Origin of the sequence: Tardiphaga sp. OK246 (assembly GCF_900188215.1) — a bacterium.
Lineage (GTDB): Bacteria > Pseudomonadota > Alphaproteobacteria > Rhizobiales > Xanthobacteraceae > Tardiphaga > Tardiphaga robiniae.
Genome location: NZ_FZOX01000001.1, coordinates 1,440,188 through 1,460,668, shown reverse-complemented (window position 1 = coordinate 1,460,668; position 20,481 = coordinate 1,440,188). Strand labels below are relative to the sequence as shown.

Sequence of the window (20,481 nt, the reverse complement as noted above, 5' to 3'; positions counted from 1 at the left end):
GCTCCTGAGCATTTGTTTGCTACCCCCACGGACAAGCGGAAATCGACATCAACGCGAAAAGCCCGAAACCTTGCGGTGACGGGTGATTCAGCGCCAGAGGGTTACATTCTCCGTGAAACAACCCACGAAGAACGCGTTGGTTCCCATTTTATGCGGGGGAGGTGGGACCTAGAGCGAAACGGCGTAATGCTCGTATTCGCCGCGCACCAGCTCGATATGGGCGCGCATCGCCGCCGCGGCGCCATTGCGATCGCCGCGCATGATGGCGACGACGACCCGGTCGTGCTCGGCCTGCGACTTGGCAAGACGGCCGAGATTGCGGAACTGCGCGCGCCGGAACGGCTGCACCCGAACCCGGGTCGCAAGCGTTATCTCGGCGATATATTCGTTCTGCGAGCCCGCATAGATCGCGTTGTGAAAACGCTCGTTCACTTCATGGAAGCGATCCGGATTGCCGTCATAGCTCAGCACCCGCAGCTCTTCGTGAATGGCCTCCAACCCGTGACGTTGCACGGCCGGCATCCGTTCGGCGGCGAGGCCGGCACATATCGCTTCGAGCTCTGCCATTGCCTCGAACATGCCGGTGAGGCGATCGATCGATGGCTGTGCCACCACGGCGCCGCGATGCGCGCGCGAGTCGACAAGGCCGCTGGCCGTGAGCTGGCGCAGCGCTTCACGAACGGGCGTGCGCGAAACATTGAAACGCTGTGCCAGATCGGTTTCGTCGAGCGAGGTACCGGGGGGCAGCACGCCGCGCACGATCTCGTCGGCCAGTTGCAGGCGGAGTTCTTCGGCGCGCGTCATCTTGCCGGTGATAGTCCCGGCACGGTCAACCCGGCTGACCGGCCCGGCGATGCCCGCCTTGCGGCGCGGCTTCCCCGGCTGGATCAGCATGTCGTCGAAACTCATCCCTTGGCGCCCTGCGGTTCGTCGATCAGGCTGACAGACGCCGCCACGATTCGCCAGCCTTCCGGAAAGCGGATCCACGTCTGCATCTGTCGACCGACCTTACCCGGAGCCGTGTCGCGATAAAATAGCGTCGAGGCGACCGCAGTGTCGCGGCCATAGGCGGAAATCACCGTGCGCGCAGTGCGGCGCATCAATCCAACCGGCGAGCGTGCACCGCGAAAGGCCTGGATCTCGTCATAACCGTAGAGGTTTTCGCCCATGCCGTAACGGAGCGTCCGCGGATCGTTGCGAAACAACTCGCCAAGCACCGCCGTGTCGTTGGTCGTCAGTGCCTTCTCATAGCGTGCGAAAGCGGCGCCCACTTCGGCGATGACGTCCGGCAGATCGATGTCCATGTCAGAACCCTTTTGCGCGGGGCGCGGCAACGACGCCGGCCCGCTCCAAAGCATAAGCGACGCGCAGCGCGATGTCTTCCCGCCACGGCGCGGCAATGATCTGCACACCGACCGGCATCGGATCGAGCGGCACCGGGACGGCGACGACGGGCAGACCGATGAAAGAGATCGGCTGGGTATGGATGCCGATATTGGCCCGCACTGGCAGTTCGATGCCATCGAGCACAAACGTTGCCTGACCGAGCTTCGGCGCGACGCAAGGCGTTGCCGGCGCGATGATCACATCGACATCCCCAAACAGTTCGAGCACCTTGGCGCGGTACCAGCGACGGAATTTCTGCGCGCGGTCGACCAGCGGCGCCGGCACCATGGCGCCGGCCAGCAAGCGGTCTCGCACCGCCGGGTCGAAGTCGTTGGGGCGTGTGCGCAAGCGATCCAGATGCAGTGAGGCGCCTTCGACGGTCGAGATGACATAGGCCGCCGACCGCGCACGGGCGACCTCGGGCAGCTCGATATCGCGTGTGACGCCGAGCGCCTTGGTGACACGCGCAACCGCCTCCTGGGCCTCCGGAAACAGGTTCTTGCGGAAGTATCCGCCGGCTGCAGCGATACGGAGGCCGCCGATATCCTGTCCAATCAGCGCCGTCACAGACTCGATGACGCGCGTCGAACATGCAGCATCCTCGGCATCGGGTCCCTGCATGGCATCGTAGGACAGCGCGAGGTCCTCGACCGATCGTGCGAACGGGCCGAGATGATCGAAGCTCGCGACAAACGGAAACGAGCGCGCCCGCGACAGCCGGCCATAAGTCGGCTTCAGGCCGAAGATACCGCAAAACGACGACGGCACGCGGATCGAGCCGTTGGTGTCCGACCCCAAGGCAATCGGCACGAGACTGCCGCCGACTGCGCCGCCGGAACCGCCCGATGAGCCGCCGGTCATCCGGGTCACGTCATGCGGATTCCGCGACGGCCCGTCATGAATGTTCTCGCCCGTAAAATCATAGGCGTATTCGCCCATATTGAGCGCGCCGACCAAGACGGCGCCCGCGGCTTCCATGCGCTCGACCAGCGTCGCATCGCGGGTCGAGGGCGGACGATCACGATTAATTTTGGAGCCGGCGCGGGTCGGCAGGCCAGTGACATCGAACAGGTTCTTCACCGCAAACGGCACGCCTGCAAGCGGGCCGACGCTTTGACCGGCGGCAATCGCGGCATCCAGCGCCTTCGCCGTGGCGCGCGCGCGATCGGCGGTGACATCGGTGAATGCGTTCAGGACCGGATTGTGCTGAGCGATGCGCGCGAGCGCAGCTTCCGTGACGGCGAGCGCCGAGATTTTCTTCGCGGCGACTGCCTGTGCGATGTCGGACGCCGGGCGCCAATCGCCTTCGGGGGTGATGACCGGATCAAGCTGCATAGATGCTCGCCGGCTCGGTTTCATCTGGCAGCGCAAATTCGTCGACCATTTTAGCCATCTTCAGCGTCACCGCGAGATTGGCACGGACGGATGGCTTCCACGCGTCTTCAATCGGCAGTCCCAACGCCCCGGCGACAGCGTCGATATAGTCATCAAGCGGTTCGGCCACGGTCCCTCTCTCGATCATTCGTATCAGTGAACCGGCAGCGGCGGATGCGGGATCGCCGACAGCAGCTCCTTCGTATAAGCATCTTGCGGCGCATCCAGCACGGCTTCGGTCAGGCCCTGCTCGACGATCCGCCCCGTGCGCATCACGATGACACGATCGCACAGCAAACGCACCACATTCAAATCGTGCGATACGAACAAATAGCTCATCCCCATCGACTGTTTCAGGTCCTGCAGCAGGTTCAGCACCACCGCCTGGACGGAGACGTCGAGCGCCGCCGTCGGCTCATCCAGGATGATCAGCTTGGGTTGCAGCGCGATGGCGCGAGCAATGCCGACACGCGCCTTCTGGCCGCCGGACATCTGGTGCGGAAAGCGATCAAGCAACTCGAGCGGCAACCCCACCTGTCGCGCGAGGTCTTCGCATTTTGCACGCAATGCATCGGAGCCCTTGATATCGCCGAGCTGCATGATCGGATCGGCGATGGCCCGCGCCGCCGTGAAACGAGGATTCAAGCTGTCCGTGGGATCCTGAAACACCATCTGGATGCTCTTGCGCAGCGGCAGCCGCGCAAAAGAGTTCGGCGCAATCTCGCCGATCTCGTCGCCATCGAACGAGATGCGGCCCGAGGTCTTGTCGATCAGCCGCATCACCATCATCGACGTCGTGGACTTGCCGCAGCCGGATTCGCCGACAAGGCCGACGCTCTCGCCATGGCCGACCGTAAAGCTGATGCCATCGACAGCACGAAACTTGTCCGGCTCTGTCGGCGGCTTGCGCGAGAACAGTTTGGCGAGTGAGGCCGTCGCGCCCTGGCGGGCATATTCCTTGACCAGATTTTCGACGGTGAGAAGGGGCTTCTGCTCCCTCTCCCCGCTTGCGGGGAGAGGGTCGGGGTGAGGGGGAATCAGAGATTCACTCGCCGGCTCCCCCTCACCCGACGCGCTACGCGCGTCGACCTCTCCCCGCAAGCGGGGAGAGGTAAGAAGAGCCTGCACTGGCATCGCCGCGCGTTCTTCGGCCGGCAGCAGGTCGCGCAGCGAGACGCCAAGCCGCGGCGTCGCCTGCATCAGCTTCTTGGTATAGGCGTGTTTCGGATTGGCGAAGATATCGGCCGACAGTGCCGTCTCGACCACCCTGCCCTTTTCCATCACCACGACACGGTCGCAATAGGCAGCGGCAAGGCCGAGATCATGGGTGATCAGGATGGTCGACATGCCGCGGCTCTTGGTGAGCTCGACGACGAGATCCATCACGGCCTTCTGCGTCGTGACGTCGAGGCCGGTGGTCGGCTCGTCAGCGATCAGGAGCTGTGGATTGCAGGCCAGCGCCAATGCGATCACCACGCGCTGGCACATGCCGCCCGAGAGTTCGAACGGATAGGCGTGATAGCGCTCGCGCGGGCGCGCGATCTTGACCTGCTCCAGCGCCTCGATGGCTTTCTCCGCGCGGTCTGCGCTACCGGCCTGCGCATGTTGCCGCAACACGTCCTCGATCTGGTCACCGACCTTCCGGATCGGATTCAGCGCCGCCCGCGGGTTCTGAAAGATCATCGAGATTTCGCGGCCACGCAGGTCGCGCATCTGGTTCTCGGTTGCGCCCTTGATGTCGACGCCGGAGAACATCACCGAGCCTTCGGCGATCTTGCCGGCCCGGTCGAGAATGCGCATCACCGCATAGGACGTCACCGACTTGCCCGAACCGGACTCGCCGACGATGCCCAGAGTTTCGCCCTTGGCGACGGAGATATTGACGTGCTGCACCGCCTTGACGATGCCGCGTCGCGTGGCGAATTCGACAGTGAGATCGCTGACGTCGAGAAGCGGTTGAGCGGTCATGCCGATGTCTCCACGTGCTCGGTAGGCTCCCTCGCCCCGCCCTTGCGGGGAGAGGGTTGGGGTGAGGGGCTCTTGCGATCCGCAAACACCTGCGTTGATGGCGAGGTCAGTGCCCTGCCCCTCACCCGCCGCTCGCTACGCGAGCGTCGACCTCTCCCCGCGCAGAGCGGGGAGAGGTTAAGAAAGCGATCTGCGGAGTGTGCTTGCATCGTTACGTCCGTCGCTGCGGATCGACGATGTCGCGCAGACCGTCGCCGAGCAGATTGAAGCAGAACACCGCGATCATCAGCGCGAGACCAGGAAATAATGCGATCCACCATTCGCCCGACACCATGAAGGACGCGCCTTCCGCGACCATGATGCCCCATTCCGCGGTCGGAGGCCGCACACCGAGGCCGATGAAGGAGAGGCCCGCGGCATTGAGGATGGCATAGCCCATGGTGAGCGACATCTGCACGATCATGATCGGCATGATGTTCGGCAGGATATGCACCAGCAGGATGCGCATCTCGCTATTGCCCGACAACCGCGCCGCCTGCACGAAGCCCGCCTCGCGGCGGACATTGGCTTCGGCGCGCGCAACACGCGCATAGAGCGGGAAGTTCACGATCGCCGTCGCAATGATGATGTTCTGTACGGTGTTGCCGAGCGCGGCGACGATACCCATGGCCAGCACGAACAGCGGAAACGCCATGATCGTATCGGCGATGCGGCCGACGATGCGATCGGTCCAGCCACCGAAATAGCCCGACGCGATACCGGCGAGGCCGCCCATGGCGAACACCAGGATGACCGAGGCAATCGCGATGAAGAAATCAAGCCGGGTCGCGACGATGACGCGGCTGAAAATATCGCGGCCGAGCTGATCGGTGCCGAACCAGTGCGCCGCAGATGGCGCCTTCAACGCCTGCGCCGTGTCGCTGGCGAGCGGATCGTAAGGTACGATGTAAGGACCGAACAGCGCTGCGAACACGATCAGCACCAGCAGGCCGAATGCAAACGCCGTGACGCGGTTTTCACCGAGGATGTAACGGGTGTGTGACAGCGTCGCGGCAAAGCCGGAGGTACGCTTTGCGGGCGCAGGCTGCGACGCGGGAACGGCTTCGGAATCGACAGGCGTGACAGCGTTCATGGTTTACACCTCACCCTTCCAGCCGCACGCGCGGATCGATCACGCCGTAGAGAATGTCGATGATCAGATTGATCAGCACATACATGACGGCCATCGTCAGCACGAAGCCCTGCACCGGCGCGAAATCCGACGAGATCAGCGCTTCGACCGCGTAAGAGCCGATGCCCGGCCAAGCGAAAACCTTCTCGACCAAGACGTTCGCACCGAGCAGGAACGAGAACGTCATCGACAGCGTGGTGATGACCGGCAGCATGGCGTTACGAAAGGCGTAAGTGACGATCACGGCGCGCGGCGACAGTCCGCTGGCGCGGGCCGTACGCACGAAGTCCGATGACAGGATCGCCAGCATCGACGCGCGCGTCATGCGCGCGATCGGCGCCAGCGAAAAGATCGCCAGCGTCGCCGTCGGCAGGATCAATTGGTTGAAGGCGGACCTGAACACTTCCCAGTCACGCGCGATGAGACTGTCAATCAGATAGAAGCCCGTCACATTGGGCGGCGTCGATGCGAAAACATCGAGCCGGCCGAGCGGCGCCGGCGACCAGCCCAGCCTGAAATAGAACACATAGACCAGCACCAGACCAGTGAAGAACACCGGCAGCGACACGCCGGCCGTCGTAGTCACCCGGCAGAGATGATCGATCCACGAGCCCGGCCGGGTGGCGGCGAGAATGCCGAGCGGAATGGCGATCATGACCGAGACCAGCAGACCCAGCAGCGTCAGCTCGGCCGAAGCCGGCAGGCGATTGCGAATTTCGGTCGCCACCGGTTGCCCGGTCGTCAGCGAGTTGCCGAAATCGCCCTTGGCCAGATCCGCCGTATAGCGGAAGAACTGCTCGATCAGCGGCTTGTCGAGACCGAGCTTCTTGCGGATTTCCTCGATCGCCTGCTTGTCCGCCGACGGTCCCGCGAAATAGGCCGCGGGATCGCCGGGCAGCGCGCGCGTCAACAGGAATGTGACGATGACGACCCCGATCAAGCTCGGGATCGCGAACATCAATCGTTTGCCGATCAGGCTGAGCATGGTGCGTGCCTCGTGTTCATCGACGTAGTTGCAAACAAACTCAAGGCGCCCCCTCCCCCCTTGCGGGGGAGGGTTGGGGAGAGGGGGAGCACCAAGCGCCAGAGTTCGTGGCTCCCCCCTCTCCCGGCGCTTCGCGCCACCCTCCCCCGCAAGGGGGGAGGGGACGATAGAACCGCCCCGTCATCGAACCAGGCGAGCTTCCTCGCACCCATCACATCACGCCTTCACGAGCGCGCGATAGTCGAGTCGACGGTGGAACCAGTACTGGTAGCCGGAGATGTTCTTCTGCATCGCCACGTTGACATAGGGCTGATACAGCGGGATTCGCGGCACATCAGTGAAAGCGAGATCGACGAAGCCCTTCACATCGGCATCATAGGCGGCCTTGTCGCCGGTTGCGGCGGCGGTGCGCGCGCCGTTGATGAGCTTGTCCATCTCAGACGACTTGTAGCTCATGGTGTTAAACACCGAATTGTCGCCGTGATAGCACCAGTAGAAGAAGTATTCGGGGTAATCGAGCCAGCCGGAGAACACGTTGGTGTAGAGCGGCATCTCCTTCTTGTTCAGCTCGGTGCGCCAATTGGCGCCGGGGATCTTGTTGATGGTCGTCTTGATGCCGATCTGGCCGAGGCTTTCCTGCACCAGCACACACAGCGGCTCGTTGACGACGGCAAAGCCAAGATCGAATGAGATCGTGGTCTCGAAGCCGTTGGGATAGCCGGCCTCTGCGAGCAGTGCCTTCGCCTTGGCCATGTCGGTATTGTATTTATGCGGCTGCGGCCACGCGACTTCGGTCGGCTTGTCGGCTGATGCGCCGTACATCGGATTGGCGAGACCGAACAACACGGCATCGACGATCTTCTGATAGGGCAGCGCATAGGCCACGGCCTGACGCACCTTCGGATTGTCGAAGGGCGGCTTGGTGACGTTCATGCCGATATACTGGATGCCGTTGCTGAACGGCAGCGACACCACGTCGAGCTTGCCGTTGGCCTTGATCTCCTGGAAATCCTTGTAGGGCAGCTCATAGGACATATCGGCATCGCCGCGCTCAAGTAGCGCACGCCGGTTGCCGGCCTGAGGCACCATGCGCCAGATCACGCGCTTGATCTTCGGCGTCGGACCGGAGACCCAGTCGTCATTGCGCTCAAGGATGACTTCGGTGCCGGCGGTCCACTTGGTCACCTTGTATGCTCCGCCGCCAGCGGTCTGCATCTTGGTATATTCGAGACCCCACGGATCCTTCTCGGTGGCGTTCTTCTTCACCAGTTCGGAATTGATCACACAGGGGACGATGACCGCGAGATCCGGAATCGTCAGGCGATCCTTGGTGGCGAAATCGACCCGCACGGTGTGATCATCAACGATCACGAACTGCTCGGGCTTCTTCAGCGATCCGGCGCTCATCTGGAAGGTCGGAAAACCGCCGACGCTGACCGAACGATCCAGCGACCACTTGACGTCCTTCGCCGTCACCGGCGTGCCATCGTGAAACTTCGCGTTCTTGCGCAGCTTGAAGGTCGCCGACATGTCGCTGATGGTCATGTCCTCGGCGAGTTCGGGCTTGAACTTGTCGCGGTCGTAATAGGGCACGCCGCCGGGGCCGGCCTTCATCTCGTGGCCGATCAGGCGGTCGTAGCAATTCCAGGACACTTCATAGCCGGGCACATTGGTGCCCACGCCATGGATATCGAGGTTGTTGGGGCCGCTTTCGGAGACGATCAGCAGGGTTTCGGATCGGGCGTCTGCCTTGGCGGACGAAAAGATCGCCGGGCCGGAGACCATGGCGCCGGCCGCGGCGCCTGTGGCGGTTTTCAGAAAATCACGACGCTTCATTCTGGCTCTCCCCAAGGGCGCGAGTGGATCGGCTTGGGAACAGACATCGCAAACTTCGTGCCAGAGCTTAACGAACACCTAATGCGCGCCTAGGCATCTGACAAACCTTGCATTTCCCGCAACGCCTCCGACGGTCAGCATCGCCAGAGGCTCAGTCACGTTGCATACAAAGATATTGATATGCATAAAATTTAGACCACCCCGTGTGCTTGCCCGGTCATTACTCGCCCGATTCCGGCTTGACATAAACGGCTTACGTCTCCTTATTGCGAATAGTTCGCATTAGCATTCGCATCAGATCAGTAACCTTGGGGAATGGCGTGAGTTTGAGGTTGTGGGCGTCGATCACGGGAGCAGCGTGCCTCTCATCAATCTGGATTGGAGAGGCAAAGGCCCAGGAGGGGCAAACGCTGTCGGAAATCGTGGTCAGTGCCGAGCGGCAGAAGGAAGCGGACGGTTTCCAGTCCACCACCCTGCTGACCGGCGACGCCCTCCAACGCACGACCTCCGCCTCCATCGCCGACCTGCTGGCAACCCAGCCGGGCGTTGCGGCATCGACCTTTGCGCCAGGCGCGAGCAGACCGAATATCCGCGGCCTCGACGACTATCGCGTCCGCATTCAGGAGAACGGCATCGGCAGCCAGGACGCGTCGGATTTCAGCCAGGATCATCAGGTCCCGGTCGATCCGCTCTCCGCCGACAAGATCGAGGTCATCCGCGGTCCCGCAACGCTGCGCTATGGCAATCAGGCCATCGGCGGCGTCGTCAATGCCAGCAACAATCGTATTCCGGAAAATCTCGTGCCGGACAATTTCAGCGCGCGAATCAAGGGTGGCGGCTCCTCGGTGGATAGCAGCATCGACGGCGCAGCCAGCATCGATGCGTCAGGCAGCAATGTCGCCATTCACGTCGACGCCTTCGGCCGCAGCGCCGGCGATTACAGAATTCCCGGCGGCGGCGTGCAGGCCAATACGAGGCTGCGCTCGGAAGGCCAGTCGGTCGGCGGCTCCTACATCTTCGATGGCGGCTATATCGGCACCGCGATCCAGCACATCATCAGCCTGTATCATATCCCCGGCATAGCTGAATCCGCGTCGCGGACTCGCATCGATCTCGAACAGACCAAGGTGACCAGCAAGGGCGAATGGCGCGCGCCGACCGAAGGCATCGCCGCGATCCGCTATACGTTCGGTGTCAGCGACTACAAGCATGGCGAGCTCGGCATCGGCAGCAATGGCGTCGACGGCCTGCAGAACACCATCACCAACAAGGAAGTCGAAGGCCGTTTCGAACTGGACCACGCCTCGGTCGCAACACCGCTCGGCGCATTGACCGGAAGCTGGGGCGTACAGGCCAGCAACCGCAAGCTCGGCACCGCGGGCCTGCTCGGCGGGCTGCTCGCTCCCACCAATACCGACACAGTCGCGGGCTTCGTGTTCGAGCAATTGCAGCTCTCGGACACACTCAAATTCCAGGCCGCCGGCCGCATCGAGAGCCTGTCAGTATCCGGCATGGCGCCAATCTTCCCCAGCAATTTCCTGCCACCACCCGACACATTTTCCGAGACCGCAGCGACGCGCGATTTCACCCCGAAGAGCTTCAGCTTCGGACTGCTGAAATCACTGCCCTGGGACATGGTCGCCAATCTGAGCGTACAGCGTGCGCAGCGCGCGCCTGCTGCGCCGGAACTTTATTCGCGCGGCTCTGATGGCGCATCCGGCACTTTCGTCATCGGCAATCCGGATCTGAAAATCGAAACCGCAGAATCGATCGAAGTCGGCCTCAAGCGCAGCAGCGGCCAGCTTCGCTTCGAGGCCAGCCTCTACTACACGCGCTATCTTGATTTCATCTTCAAGCAGGTGACCGGCAACTTCTGCACCGACACTTTCGCAAGCTGCGGCGCGACCGGCCCGCTTCTGCAGGTCGCCTATGGCCAACGCGACGCAAATTTCCGCGGCGCCGAGCTGATGGCACAACTCGATGTGACGCCGCTCAGCGACGGCATGTTCGGCATCGATACCCAGTTCGACGTGGTCCGCGCGACCTTTGCCGATGGCAGCAATGTTCCGCGCATCGCACCGATGCGCGTGGGCGGCGGCGTCTGGTGGCGCAACGCCGAATGGTATGCTCGCCTGGGTGTCCTGCATGCATTTACGCAGAATGACATTGCGCTCAATGAAACGTCGACGGCCGGCTACAATCTGCTGAGGGCTGAGGTGAGCTATACCCACACATTCGCGAAGGTCGACGGCGGCCTGCGCGACATCACCTTTGGCGTGACCGGCGACAATCTGCTCGACGAACAGGTCCGCAACCACATCTCCTTCAAGAAGGCGGAGGTGCTGCAGCCCGGACGCGGCGTGCGGCTCTTCACGAGTATGAGATTTTGAGCCCAATGACCTTGGAATCGCTCCAGTTTGGGCCTCAACTCGGCCCCCGGAGGGCGACATCGTTCACATGCGAAGCTATTCTCTCGCCATCATCTCACATTGCAAACTTCGACCGACGGAATGCAGCCCCTATGACAAGATCCTGGTCTCCCATCACAACTGTATTGGTGGCGGTTAGCGGAATGGCAGCGCTTCCGCAGCTTGCCGTAGCTGCGACCACGGAAGCGTTGCTGCCGCATAATCTGTCCCCATGGGGCATGTTCATGAACGCCGACATCGTGGTGAAGGCCGTGATGATCGGTCTTGCCATCGCCTCGCTGGTGACCTGGACGGTCTGGCTCGCAAAGACCATCGAACTCAACCGCGAAACACGGTCTGCCAAACGGCGGCTCGACATACTGGAAAGCGACACGACGCTAGCCCAGGTCGAGCGCGACAGCGCCAACGCCCGCGATCCCGTGGCCCAGCTCATTCATTCGGCGGTGCGCGAGACTGCCCTCTCCCATGGACTGTTCGATGACGGCTTCAAGGAGCGCATTGCGCTTCGGCTTGAGCGCGTCGAACAAGCAATGTCGCGCCGGATCTCCCGTGGCATCGGCGTCGTCGCAACGATCGGTGCGACTGCGCCCTTTGTCGGGCTGTTCGGAACCGTCTGGGGCATCATGAACGCCTTCATCGGCATTTCGGAAACCAAGACCACCAACCTCGCCGTCGTCGCACCGGGCATCGCCGAAGCCTTGCTCGCGACAGCACTCGGTCTTGTCGCAGCCATTCCGGCCGTGGTGATCTATAACCAGCTCGTTCGCAACATCACGACTTACCGTGCGCTACTCGGCGATGCCTCCGCACAGGTCATGCTGCTGATGAGCCGCGATCACGGCCGTCGCGGAATGCCGATCTCGCGGGCGGCGGAATAAATCATGGCTGCAAGATTAGGTGGACGCTCAGGCGGCGGTGACGACCTCGAGGTCAACCACGAAATCAATGTGACGCCTTTCATTGACGTGATGCTGGTTCTGCTGATCATCTTCATGGTGGCGGCGCCGCTTGCAACGGTCGATCTCGGTGTCGATCTGCCGGCAAGCGCCGTAGAACCGCAGCCGCGTCCCGACAAGCCGGTCTTCGTCACCGTCAAGCCGGACCTGACGATCGCCGTGGGCGAAGACATCATCCCGCGCGATACGCTGAGCGGCACGCTGGATGCTGCGACCAAGAACAACAAGGACGAGCGCATCTTCCTGCGCGCGGACAAGGTCGTGAGCTATGGCGATCTGATGGAAGTGATGAACCTGCTGCGCAATGCAGGCTATCTCAAGATCGCGCTGGTCGGCCTCGACGGACGAACCTCTGCGCCATGAACGTCTTTGCGCTACATGCGCCGACCGACAGCGTCGGTCTTCGCTGGACCGGGTCGGCGATTGCTATCGTCGCGATCCATGCCGGCCTGATCGCCGCAGGCATCTGGTGGTACCATCAGCCGAACCCGCCGGGCGTTACGATGCCCACCATCATGATCGACATGGCGCCCGCCACCGCCGCGCCTGAAACGCAGCCGCTGGATATCGCCCCTGGTCCCGAGATGCAGCAAGCGGAAGCGCCGTCCGAGCCGCCGCCCGAGCCCGTTCAGCAGAAGCAGGTGGAAGAACAGATCCCGCCGACGCCGCTGATGGAGAAGCCGGTCGTCGAAGCGCCGCCCGAGCAGAAGACCGAGCCGACGCCGCCCCCGCCCGAGCCCGCCAAGATCATTCCCGATCCGCCAAAGCCGGTGCCGGAAAAGCCCAAGCCGAAGCCGATACGCGCCGAGGTCAAGAAGAAGCCCAACGATACGCCGGCTACACCGCAGACGACCGCAGCACCGCGCGCAGAACGCGTTGCGCCTGCAGCATCGGCTGCAGCGGCCGGTGCCTCGAGGGCAGCGTCTGCGTCTTACAATCAGCTCGTTCAATCACACTTGCAACGCTTCAAGCAATTTCCCCAGAGTGCACGCACCGGTCAGTCAGGCACGGCAGTCGTCAGGATCGCCTTTACACTCGATCGCAGCGGTCGCGTGCTGTCGTCCCGCCTCCTGGGATCGTCGGGAAATCAAGCGCTCGATGCCGAAACGCTCGCCATGGTTCGTCGCGCGCAGCCATTCCCGGCATTTCCGCCGGAGAAGACCGGCGGTACGGAGGCGTTCAACGTTCCATTGAGATATGATCTACGTTAGCGACTAACGAAGATCATATGCGCCGCGACCGGGCAGATATCACTGCACCGGATTGGCGCGTTCGAACTGGCGCAGCAATTTGTTGCCGCGCTCTGCTGCAGCGTCGAGGGCGTCCTGCGCAGGCTTCTTGCCGCTGAAGGCCTGCTCCAGCTCATCCTCGATGGCGTCACGGATCAGCGTGAACGAGCCGAGGCGCAATCCCTTCGAATTTTCCGTCGGCGCTTTGAGCGTGATCTGTTCGATGGATTTCACGGTGCCCGGGTTGCGGTCGTAAAAACCCTGCTGGCGCGTGAGTTCATAAGCGGCGCGCGTGATCGGCAGGTAACCCGTCTTCTGATGCCAGGTCGCCTGCACTTCGGGCTGCGAAAGAAACGCAAAGAACTTCGCGATGCCCTTATATTCTTCGCGCGGGCGATCGCGCAGCACCCAGAGCGTTGCGCCGCCGATGATCGAATTCTGCGGCGCGGCCGTGACATCCGGCCAGTACGGCATCATGCCATAGCCGACCTCGAATTTCGCATTGGCGAGAATGTCGGCGCGGGTGCCTGACGAGCCCAGAAAAATCCCGCATTCGCTCTTCTGAAAGCGTGGCTCAGCCGCTGTCGCACGGCCGCTATAGTCGAAGATCTTGGTCTTCTGCCATTCGGCGAGTTGCGCGATATGGCGCGCCATCAACGGATTGTTGAAAGTCAGAACCGCATCTAACCCGCCAAGGCCATTGGACTTGGTCGCCACCGGAATGTTGTGGAATGCCGAGAAGTTCTCGACATTGATCCATGACGGCCAGGCCGTGGTGAAGCCGCAAACCGCACCTGCCGTCCGCAATCGCTTGGCAGCTGCGCCGAGTTCCGGCCATGTCCGCGGCGGCTCGTCCGGATTGAGCCCAGCGGCACGGAACAGATCCTTGTTGTAGTAAAGGATCGGCGTCGACGCATTGAACGGGAAGGACAGCATGTTGCCGGCCATGTCAGTGTAGTAGCCCGTAATGGCTGGCAGATAGGCTGACGGATTGAACGCCTCCGCCTGATCGCGCATCAGCTCATAGACGGGATAGGTTGCGCCTTTGGCGGCCATCATGGTGGCCGTCGCGATTTCGTTGACCTGGACGATGGCCGGCTGGCTCCGGGACCGGAAAGCAAAGATCGCCGCCGTGACGGTTTCGGTATAGTTGCCCTTGTAGACCGGAACGATGCGATAGCCCGTCTGCGTGGCATTGAAATCCGCGGCCAGCTTTTCAACGTGCCGGCCGAGTTCTCCGGACATCGCGTGCCACCACTGAATGTCGGTGGCGCGTGCGGGCGTCGCCGTCTGGCTGACTGTCATCACGAGCGCGAGATATCCGAGCGCCGCCTTCAACTTCATTTTATCCTGCCCTACAACGCCTTTGGCTGCCCGCCTGCTGCGTCATCATTGGGGGCCAAAGCCGCCCAATAAAATAATGATTCCGTTATAGTTTTGATCGAAATTGCCCCGCACGGTGGCGTTCACCGGACACGATCAGCCGCAGCACTCTGTTGCGACTTCGCGGCGTTCGGTTCAATCGGGACTGCGCCAATTCAACCAGTTGTTGCAGGTTAATAGCCAGCACCGCCTGTATTTGCTACATTGAACTGTCTCGCAACCTCAACGAAACTCTTTCAGACTAAAAAAACGAATTGCCGGGTTGCGACGCACGGCTGTCTCACCGATTGAACCTTTCGCAAGGCCGAATGACACACCTGTGGTGACGAGCCCGCACAACGGAGTTTCTGAAGGACAGGACGAGCTGGCGGCGCGAGGCCGGACCGGCCTCGTCGCGGCTGTCCGTGCGATTCCGATCCGCTGGCGCATTTTGTCCATCGCAGCCCTGAACTCGGCGGTCGTCCTCGTCCTGGCGGGCTTGATCTGGAGTGGCTCGCGGGTGTTGTCCTCCGCCTGGGACGACGTGCGCCAGGTCCGGCAGTCCGATCAGGTTCTTGCCCTGCTCGAGAGCGAGACCGGCCGGCTGCAGAACCTGATCCATCGTTATATCAATCAGCCCAGCCCCGAACTGTTCGCCGAAATCCTGCTGCTGCGCGAGGCTGTGCTTGGGACACTGAATACCCGTGCCTCGACCGACCCCATGCTGTCTGGCTCGGTCGCCGAGCTAGAACGCGTCACCGAGCGCTTCCTTAGCGGCTTCGGTGAATTGCGGACGCTTCAAACCACCATTGCCAAGACCTACGAAGAACAGGTGCTTGGGCCTGCCAAGGACATGGCGGGACTGTACTCCATCATCGAGGGCGCCACCGGCCAGCGCGACGCGCTGATCTGGCCGGCACTCGGCAAGTCGCGTGAGGCATTCACCGCGATGCTGGTCGCCGCCAACGCCTATTATCTGTCGCTGGCATCCGCCTCGGCCGAAGATGCACGCCGCAACACCGAGACGATCGAGCGTACTATCCCGGTCATGACCGACCTCGCCGACAATGATCTGCAGCGTATTGCGTTGCAGCGGCTCAAGGGACGCTCAGTTGCCCTCCGCCAGGGGCTCGCAAAACTGTCCGAACAACTCTCCAGCCGCACGGACCTGCTGCGCAATTCGATCGATGCCAGCCAGGCCGACACGATTGCTGCGATCGATGGCCTGTCCGTCAAGATGCGCCAGCGCGAGCAGTCCGCGCAGGCCACTTTCGACCGCACGCTGACGGCGATCTCCCGCAATGTCATGGTCATCGCCACGGGCTTTCTTGGGCTGATCATCACCGCAGGCATCATCATCGCGCTGAGCATCCGCCTGCCACTACAGCAGATCATGGCCTCGATGCGCGCAATCACCTCCGGCGACTATGATCGCAAGGTTCAGGGCACCGCCGCCAAGGACGAGGTTGGCGCCATGGCCCGCGCGGTTGAAGTGTTCCGTGAGAACGCCGTCGCCAAGCGCGAAGCCGAGAACGAGCTGCGCGCGTCGAAGGAGAAGGCCGAGAGCGCCTTGCTCGAACTAAATGCCGCACAGCAGAATTTGATCGACGCCGAACGGCTGGCCGCCCTTGGCGGTCTGGTCGCCGGCGTGGCTCACGAGGTCAATAATCCGATCGGCATCAGCCTCACCGTGGCATCGAGCTTCGCGCGGCGCTCGGAAATGTTCGAGGCCGAGCTGCGCTCCAATGCCCCGCTACGGCGCTCGCAACTGGAAGAATTCGTCAAGACGTCACGCGATGCGGCGCAGCAACTGGTCGCCAACCTGCATCGCGCCGGCGAGCTTATTCAGTCCTTCAAACAGGTCGCCGTCGATCGGTCCCACGCTGAACGGCGGCAATTCAGCCTCTCCGAGGCCACCGATCAGATCATCGCCAGCCTGCGCCCCGTCCTGAAGAAGGCTCCGATCACGTTGACAGTCGACGTGCCGGACGGGCTGATGATCGATGGCTATCCCGGTTCCTACGGCCAGATCCTGACCAATCTGTTCCTGAATGCGGCCAATCACGCATTTCCGGACGGCAAGCCGGGCGCCATCGCTATCACCGCCAAGCCGCGCGGCACCGACGATATCGAGATCAGCTTCTCCGACAACGGCGCGGGCATGAGCCCGGACGTCCAGCGACAGGCTTTCGACCCGTTTTTCACCACGCGCCGCAACGAAGGCGGCACCGGCCTTGGCCTCCACATCGTGTACAATCTGGTGACCCAGCAACTGGGTGGCCGGATGATGCTGGAGTCAAGACTGGGACAAGGCACGACATTTCGCATTATCATGCCGCGGGCCGCCACTGGCGCCGCCGGATCATTTGACGGGACGACGCAATGGCCGACCAGGACGATGTCCTCTACCTGATTGAAGACTCCGGTGATGTCCCGGAAGAATCCAATAACCGAAAATGGAAGATCGCGGTCATCGACGATGACCAGGCCGTGCATGAGGGCACGCGCTTCGCGCTGAGCGATTACACCCTGAACGGCCAGTCGCTGGAAATCCTGTCGGCCTATTCCGCTGCCGAAGGCCAGGCCCTGATGCGCGAGCATACGGATATCGCGGCCGTGCTGCTCGACGTCATCATGGAGACCGACGCGGCCGGCCTCGAACTGGTCGAGTTCATCCGCAACGAACTGCACAACGAAACCGTTCGTATCATCCTGCGCACTGGCCAACCCGGCCAGGCGCCGGAGCGCCGGGTCATCGTCGACTACGACATCAACGACTACAAGGCGAAGACCGAACTGACCGCCGACAAGCTGTTCACCTCGCTGACAGCGGCACTGCGCAGCTATCAGCAGCTCGAGCGCATGGTGCAGACACGGCGCGGCCTCGAAATCATCATCGACGCAGCCTCGACGCTCTATGATTTCAAATCGATGCAGCGGCTTGCCGAAGGCGTGCTGACCCAGATCGCCTCGCTGCTGAATGTGGATTGCGCCGGCATTCTGGTGCTGCGCGATGGCGGCGTTGTCGGCGACGACTATGCCGTCCTCGCCGGATCGGGCTGCTACAGTCGCTTCATGGGTACCGCGACTTCACAATCGCTCGACCCGGACCTGCGCCAGATGGTCGAAGAGGCCTTCAAGCGCCGCAAGCATGATTTCGCCGACCATCGGACGGCGCTCTATATCCGCACCGGCAGCGGCCGCGAGGTTGTCGTGCTGCTGCAGGCGGAGCGGCAATTGTCGGAGACAGACCGCTCGCTGGTGGAGATCTTCGGCAGCCGACTGTCGATCGCCTTCGACAACGTGATCCTCTACCAACAACTGCACGAGGCCAATACGCAGTTGGAGGACCGCGTGGCGCAACGCACCCGCGCCCTCATGCAGGCTAATCGCCGGCTTTCCGCGCAGTGGCTGCGGCTGCAGCGCGCCAACGGCTTCAAGAACGAGATTCTGGGCACCGTCGCCCATGACCTGAAGAATCCACTCGGCGTGATCCTCGGCCGCACCGAGATGCTGACCGAGCTGATATCCGCGGGATCGCCGAAGGAAAATATCGCCGCGCAGGTCGATCACATCCGTGACGCCACCAAGCGACTGACCTCGATGGTCGATCACCTGATCTCCGATGCCATGGCGGACGCTTTCGATATCACCATCCGCCGCGAGCCGGTCGATCTGGCGACGCTGGTCCGGGACGTCGCGGAAGCGAACCGGCCGTCTGCGGTGAACAAGCAGCAGGATCTCTCCGTCTCCGCGCCGGCTCACCACGATCTCACCATGTGCGACGCCGACCGGATGCGCGAAGCGATCGACAACCTCGTCAGCAACGCCATCAAATACAGCCCGATCGGCGGCAAGATCGCGCTACTGATTATGGGTGACGCCGATTATGTCCGCATCAGCATCAGCGACGAAGGTCCCGGCCTATCGCCGGAGGATCTCGACCGCCTGTTTGGCCGTTTCCAGAGGCTGTCAGCCAAACCGACCGGCGGCGAAAGCTCGACCGGCCTCGGCCTGTCGATCGTCAAACGCATCATCGACATGCATGGCGGCGAAGTGAACGCACATAGCCCCGGCCCCGGCCAGGGCGCCACCTTCACCATCCTGCTGCCAGCCACCAGTGAGGGCCTGTCATGAGCCAGAGCCCGCATATCGTTATCGTCGACGACGAAGCGCCCGCCCGCGAGATGGTGGGCGACTATCTCAAGATGCACGGCTTTGCCGTGACCCTGTGCGACGGCGGCAAGAGCCTGCGCAGCGAGATTGAGACCAAGGTGCCCGATCTCGTGGTGCTCGACCTCAACATGCCCGAGGAAGACGGGCTCTCGATCATCCGTGATCTCAAGAGCCGCATCAATGTGCCGGTGATCATGCTCACCGCCACCGCGAGCCCGATCGACCGTGTCGTCGGCCTCGAACTCGGCGCCGACGATTACATCGCCAAGCCCTGCGAACTCCGCGAATTGATGGCGCGCATCCGCTCGGTCTTGCGCCGAAGCACGCCGGGGAAGGGCGCAGCAGCAGATTCAACGCCTGCCAAGGAGAACAAGGACCATCTCGTGCGCTTCGGCACGAAGTGGCTCGATCTGGAAGCGCAGGCCTTGCGTGACGACGAAGGCAACGAACATCCGCTGACAGCTTCTGAATTTGGCCTGCTCAAGGTATTCGCCGCGAATCCGAAGCGCGTGCTCTCGCGCGAACGGCTGCTCGAACTGGCCAATGCCCGCGACGCAGAGGCTTTCGACCGGGCGGTTGACCTGCGCATCATGCGAATCCGCCGCAAAATCGAGCCCGATCCGACGAAACCCGCCGTGATCCGTACAATTCGCGGCGGGGGCTATTTGTTCTCCCCGGCCGGCGAGAAGGCCTGAGCCCCCCTTTTGGAATCTATCTCATTCAAGTTGCACGCATTTCACCTCTGAATGTTTCTTCGCTAACCCTGCGACGAAACAATTCTCCGGTTCCATGAAACCATTTTCCGCTTTTGAAGCAGACGCCCTGAAACCGGGGCTCCTTAACAATCCTCCCAACGAAGCCGCTACGCGGTCTCTTACGGGAGTTAGTCATGCAGAACGTCATCGCCCTCAATGCCGCCGGTCAGCAGGGTATCATTACGGCCCGCGCCACCTCGGATGAGATGCTGCTGGAGAATATCGCCAGCGGCGACCGCACAGCGATGCACACGCTTTATGCCCGACACAATGTGCGGGTCTATCGCTTCGTTCTCCGCATGCTGCGCGACACGTCGGCGGCGGAAGATCTGGTCAGTCAGGTATTCCTCGACGTGTGGCGGACCGCCAGCCAATTCGAAGGCCGCTCGCAGGTCTCCACCTGGCTGTTGTCGATCGCACGCTTCAAGGCACTGACCGCGCTGCGCCAGCGTAAATATGAAGACATCGACCAGGACGATGTCGTGGAAATCGCCGACCAGGCCGATACACCTGAGGCGTCGCTTGATCGCAGCCGCACCAGCGCCATTCTTCGCGCCTGTGTCGCCAAGCTGTCGCCGGCGCATCGCGAGATCGTCAACCTCGTCTACTATCATGAGAAGTCAGTGGAAGAGGTCGCCGGCCTGATCGGCATCCCCGCGTCGACGGTGAAGACCCGCATGTTCTACGCCCGCAAGCAGCTCGCCGATCTCCTGAAGACCGCCGGCATCGACAGCATCGCAGCGTAATCTGCCGCGTTCCTTTTGCTCCAACGTTCCAGACGTCAGTTCACGTAAACCTCCCCACCTCCAGCGACCCGGACGGGATGCCCCCTTCCGGGTCGTATTCTGTTTGGA

17 protein-coding genes are annotated in these 20,481 nt (G+C 62.2%); 8 read left to right on the top strand and 9 right to left on the bottom strand.

What is annotated here, in order from left to right:
- Positions 1–168 precede the first annotated feature (168 nt).
- From CHC01_RS07065 to CHC01_RS07030, 8 genes are all read right to left on the bottom strand, one after another.
- Positions 169–894 (bottom strand): GntR family transcriptional regulator, encoded by a 726-nt coding sequence (locus tag CHC01_RS07065; RefSeq protein ID WP_420878729.1) that lies wholly within the window; start codon positions 892–894, stop codon positions 169–171.
- An 11-nt stretch (positions 895–905) separates the two neighbouring features.
- Complete coding sequence (gene hpxZ, locus CHC01_RS07060; RefSeq protein WP_089263511.1) at positions 906–1,304, bottom strand: oxalurate catabolism protein HpxZ; 399 nt, start codon at positions 1,302–1,304, stop codon at positions 906–908.
- A 1-nt stretch (position 1,305) separates the two neighbouring features.
- Entirely contained in the window at positions 1,306–2,721 is a 1,416-nt protein-coding gene (locus CHC01_RS07055; protein ID WP_089263510.1) for an AtzE family amidohydrolase, read from the bottom strand.
- Positions 2,711–2,890, bottom strand: coding sequence for a DUF4089 domain-containing protein (locus tag CHC01_RS07050; protein ID WP_089263712.1), 180 nt, complete (start codon positions 2,888–2,890; stop codon positions 2,711–2,713). The genes CHC01_RS07055 and CHC01_RS07050 overlap by 11 nt, the downstream gene beginning before the upstream one ends.
- A 23-nt stretch (positions 2,891–2,913) precedes the next feature.
- Positions 2,914–4,728, bottom strand: coding sequence for a dipeptide ABC transporter ATP-binding protein (locus tag CHC01_RS07045; protein WP_089263509.1), 1,815 nt, complete (start codon positions 4,726–4,728; stop codon positions 2,914–2,916).
- A gap of 211 nt (positions 4,729–4,939) precedes the next feature.
- Positions 4,940–5,860: an ABC transporter permease gene (locus tag CHC01_RS07040; RefSeq protein WP_089263508.1), complete on the bottom strand. Its 921-nt coding sequence runs from the start codon at positions 5,858–5,860 to the stop codon at positions 4,940–4,942.
- Positions 5,861–5,870: 10 nt separating this feature from the next.
- Positions 5,871–6,884 (bottom strand): ABC transporter permease, encoded by a 1,014-nt coding sequence (locus CHC01_RS07035; RefSeq protein WP_089263507.1) that lies wholly within the window; start codon positions 6,882–6,884, stop codon positions 5,871–5,873.
- A gap of 216 nt (positions 6,885–7,100) precedes the next feature.
- On the bottom strand, positions 7,101–8,720 hold the full coding sequence (locus CHC01_RS07030) for an ABC transporter substrate-binding protein (RefSeq protein ID WP_089263506.1): 1,620 nt from the start codon (positions 8,718–8,720) through the stop codon (positions 7,101–7,103).
- A gap of 320 nt (positions 8,721–9,040) precedes the next feature.
- Between CHC01_RS07030 and CHC01_RS07025 the strand changes: the two genes are divergently transcribed.
- The 4 genes from CHC01_RS07025 to CHC01_RS07010 all read left to right on the top strand — a co-directional run bounded on the left by CHC01_RS07025 (position 9,041) and on the right by CHC01_RS07010 (position 13,316).
- On the top strand, positions 9,041–11,110 hold the full coding sequence (locus CHC01_RS07025) for a TonB-dependent receptor (RefSeq protein ID WP_244558229.1): 2,070 nt from the start codon (positions 9,041–9,043) through the stop codon (positions 11,108–11,110).
- Positions 11,111–11,292: 182 nt separating this feature from the next.
- Positions 11,293–12,027 (top strand): tonB-system energizer ExbB, encoded by a 735-nt coding sequence (gene exbB, locus CHC01_RS07020; protein WP_244558228.1) that lies wholly within the window; start codon positions 11,293–11,295, stop codon positions 12,025–12,027.
- 3 nt (positions 12,028–12,030) lie between these two features.
- Positions 12,031–12,468, top strand: coding sequence for a TonB system transport protein ExbD (gene exbD, locus CHC01_RS07015; RefSeq protein ID WP_089263503.1), 438 nt, complete (start codon positions 12,031–12,033; stop codon positions 12,466–12,468).
- Complete coding sequence (locus CHC01_RS07010; protein ID WP_089263502.1) at positions 12,465–13,316, top strand: energy transducer TonB family protein; 852 nt, start codon at positions 12,465–12,467, stop codon at positions 13,314–13,316. Before exbD ends, CHC01_RS07010 begins: the two co-directional genes overlap by 4 nt.
- A 39-nt stretch (positions 13,317–13,355) precedes the next feature.
- Here CHC01_RS07010 and ugpB read toward each other — a convergent pair whose 3' ends face one another.
- Positions 13,356–14,678, bottom strand: coding sequence for a sn-glycerol-3-phosphate ABC transporter substrate-binding protein UgpB (gene ugpB / locus CHC01_RS07005; RefSeq protein WP_089263501.1), 1,323 nt, complete (start codon positions 14,676–14,678; stop codon positions 13,356–13,358).
- A 403-nt stretch (positions 14,679–15,081) separates the two neighbouring features.
- Between ugpB and CHC01_RS07000 the strand changes: the two genes are divergently transcribed.
- From CHC01_RS07000 to CHC01_RS06985, 4 genes are all read left to right on the top strand, one after another.
- A complete protein-coding gene (locus tag CHC01_RS07000) occupies positions 15,082–17,109 on the top strand; it encodes a sensor histidine kinase (RefSeq protein WP_244558258.1) in 2,028 nt (675 codons plus the stop codon).
- The gene (locus CHC01_RS06995; RefSeq protein ID WP_089263500.1) at positions 17,079–18,833 is read left to right on the top strand and encodes an ATP-binding response regulator; all 1,755 of its coding nucleotides are present in this window, start codon (positions 17,079–17,081) and stop codon (positions 18,831–18,833) included. Before CHC01_RS07000 ends, CHC01_RS06995 begins: the two co-directional genes overlap by 31 nt.
- Entirely contained in the window at positions 18,830–19,567 is a 738-nt protein-coding gene (locus CHC01_RS06990) for a response regulator (RefSeq protein ID WP_089263499.1), read from the top strand. The genes CHC01_RS06995 and CHC01_RS06990 overlap by 4 nt, the downstream gene beginning before the upstream one ends.
- Positions 19,568–19,761: 194 nt before the next feature.
- Positions 19,762–20,373: a sigma-70 family RNA polymerase sigma factor gene (locus tag CHC01_RS06985; protein ID WP_089263498.1), complete on the top strand. Its 612-nt coding sequence runs from the start codon at positions 19,762–19,764 to the stop codon at positions 20,371–20,373.
- The last annotated feature ends 108 nt before the right edge of the window (positions 20,374–20,481 follow it).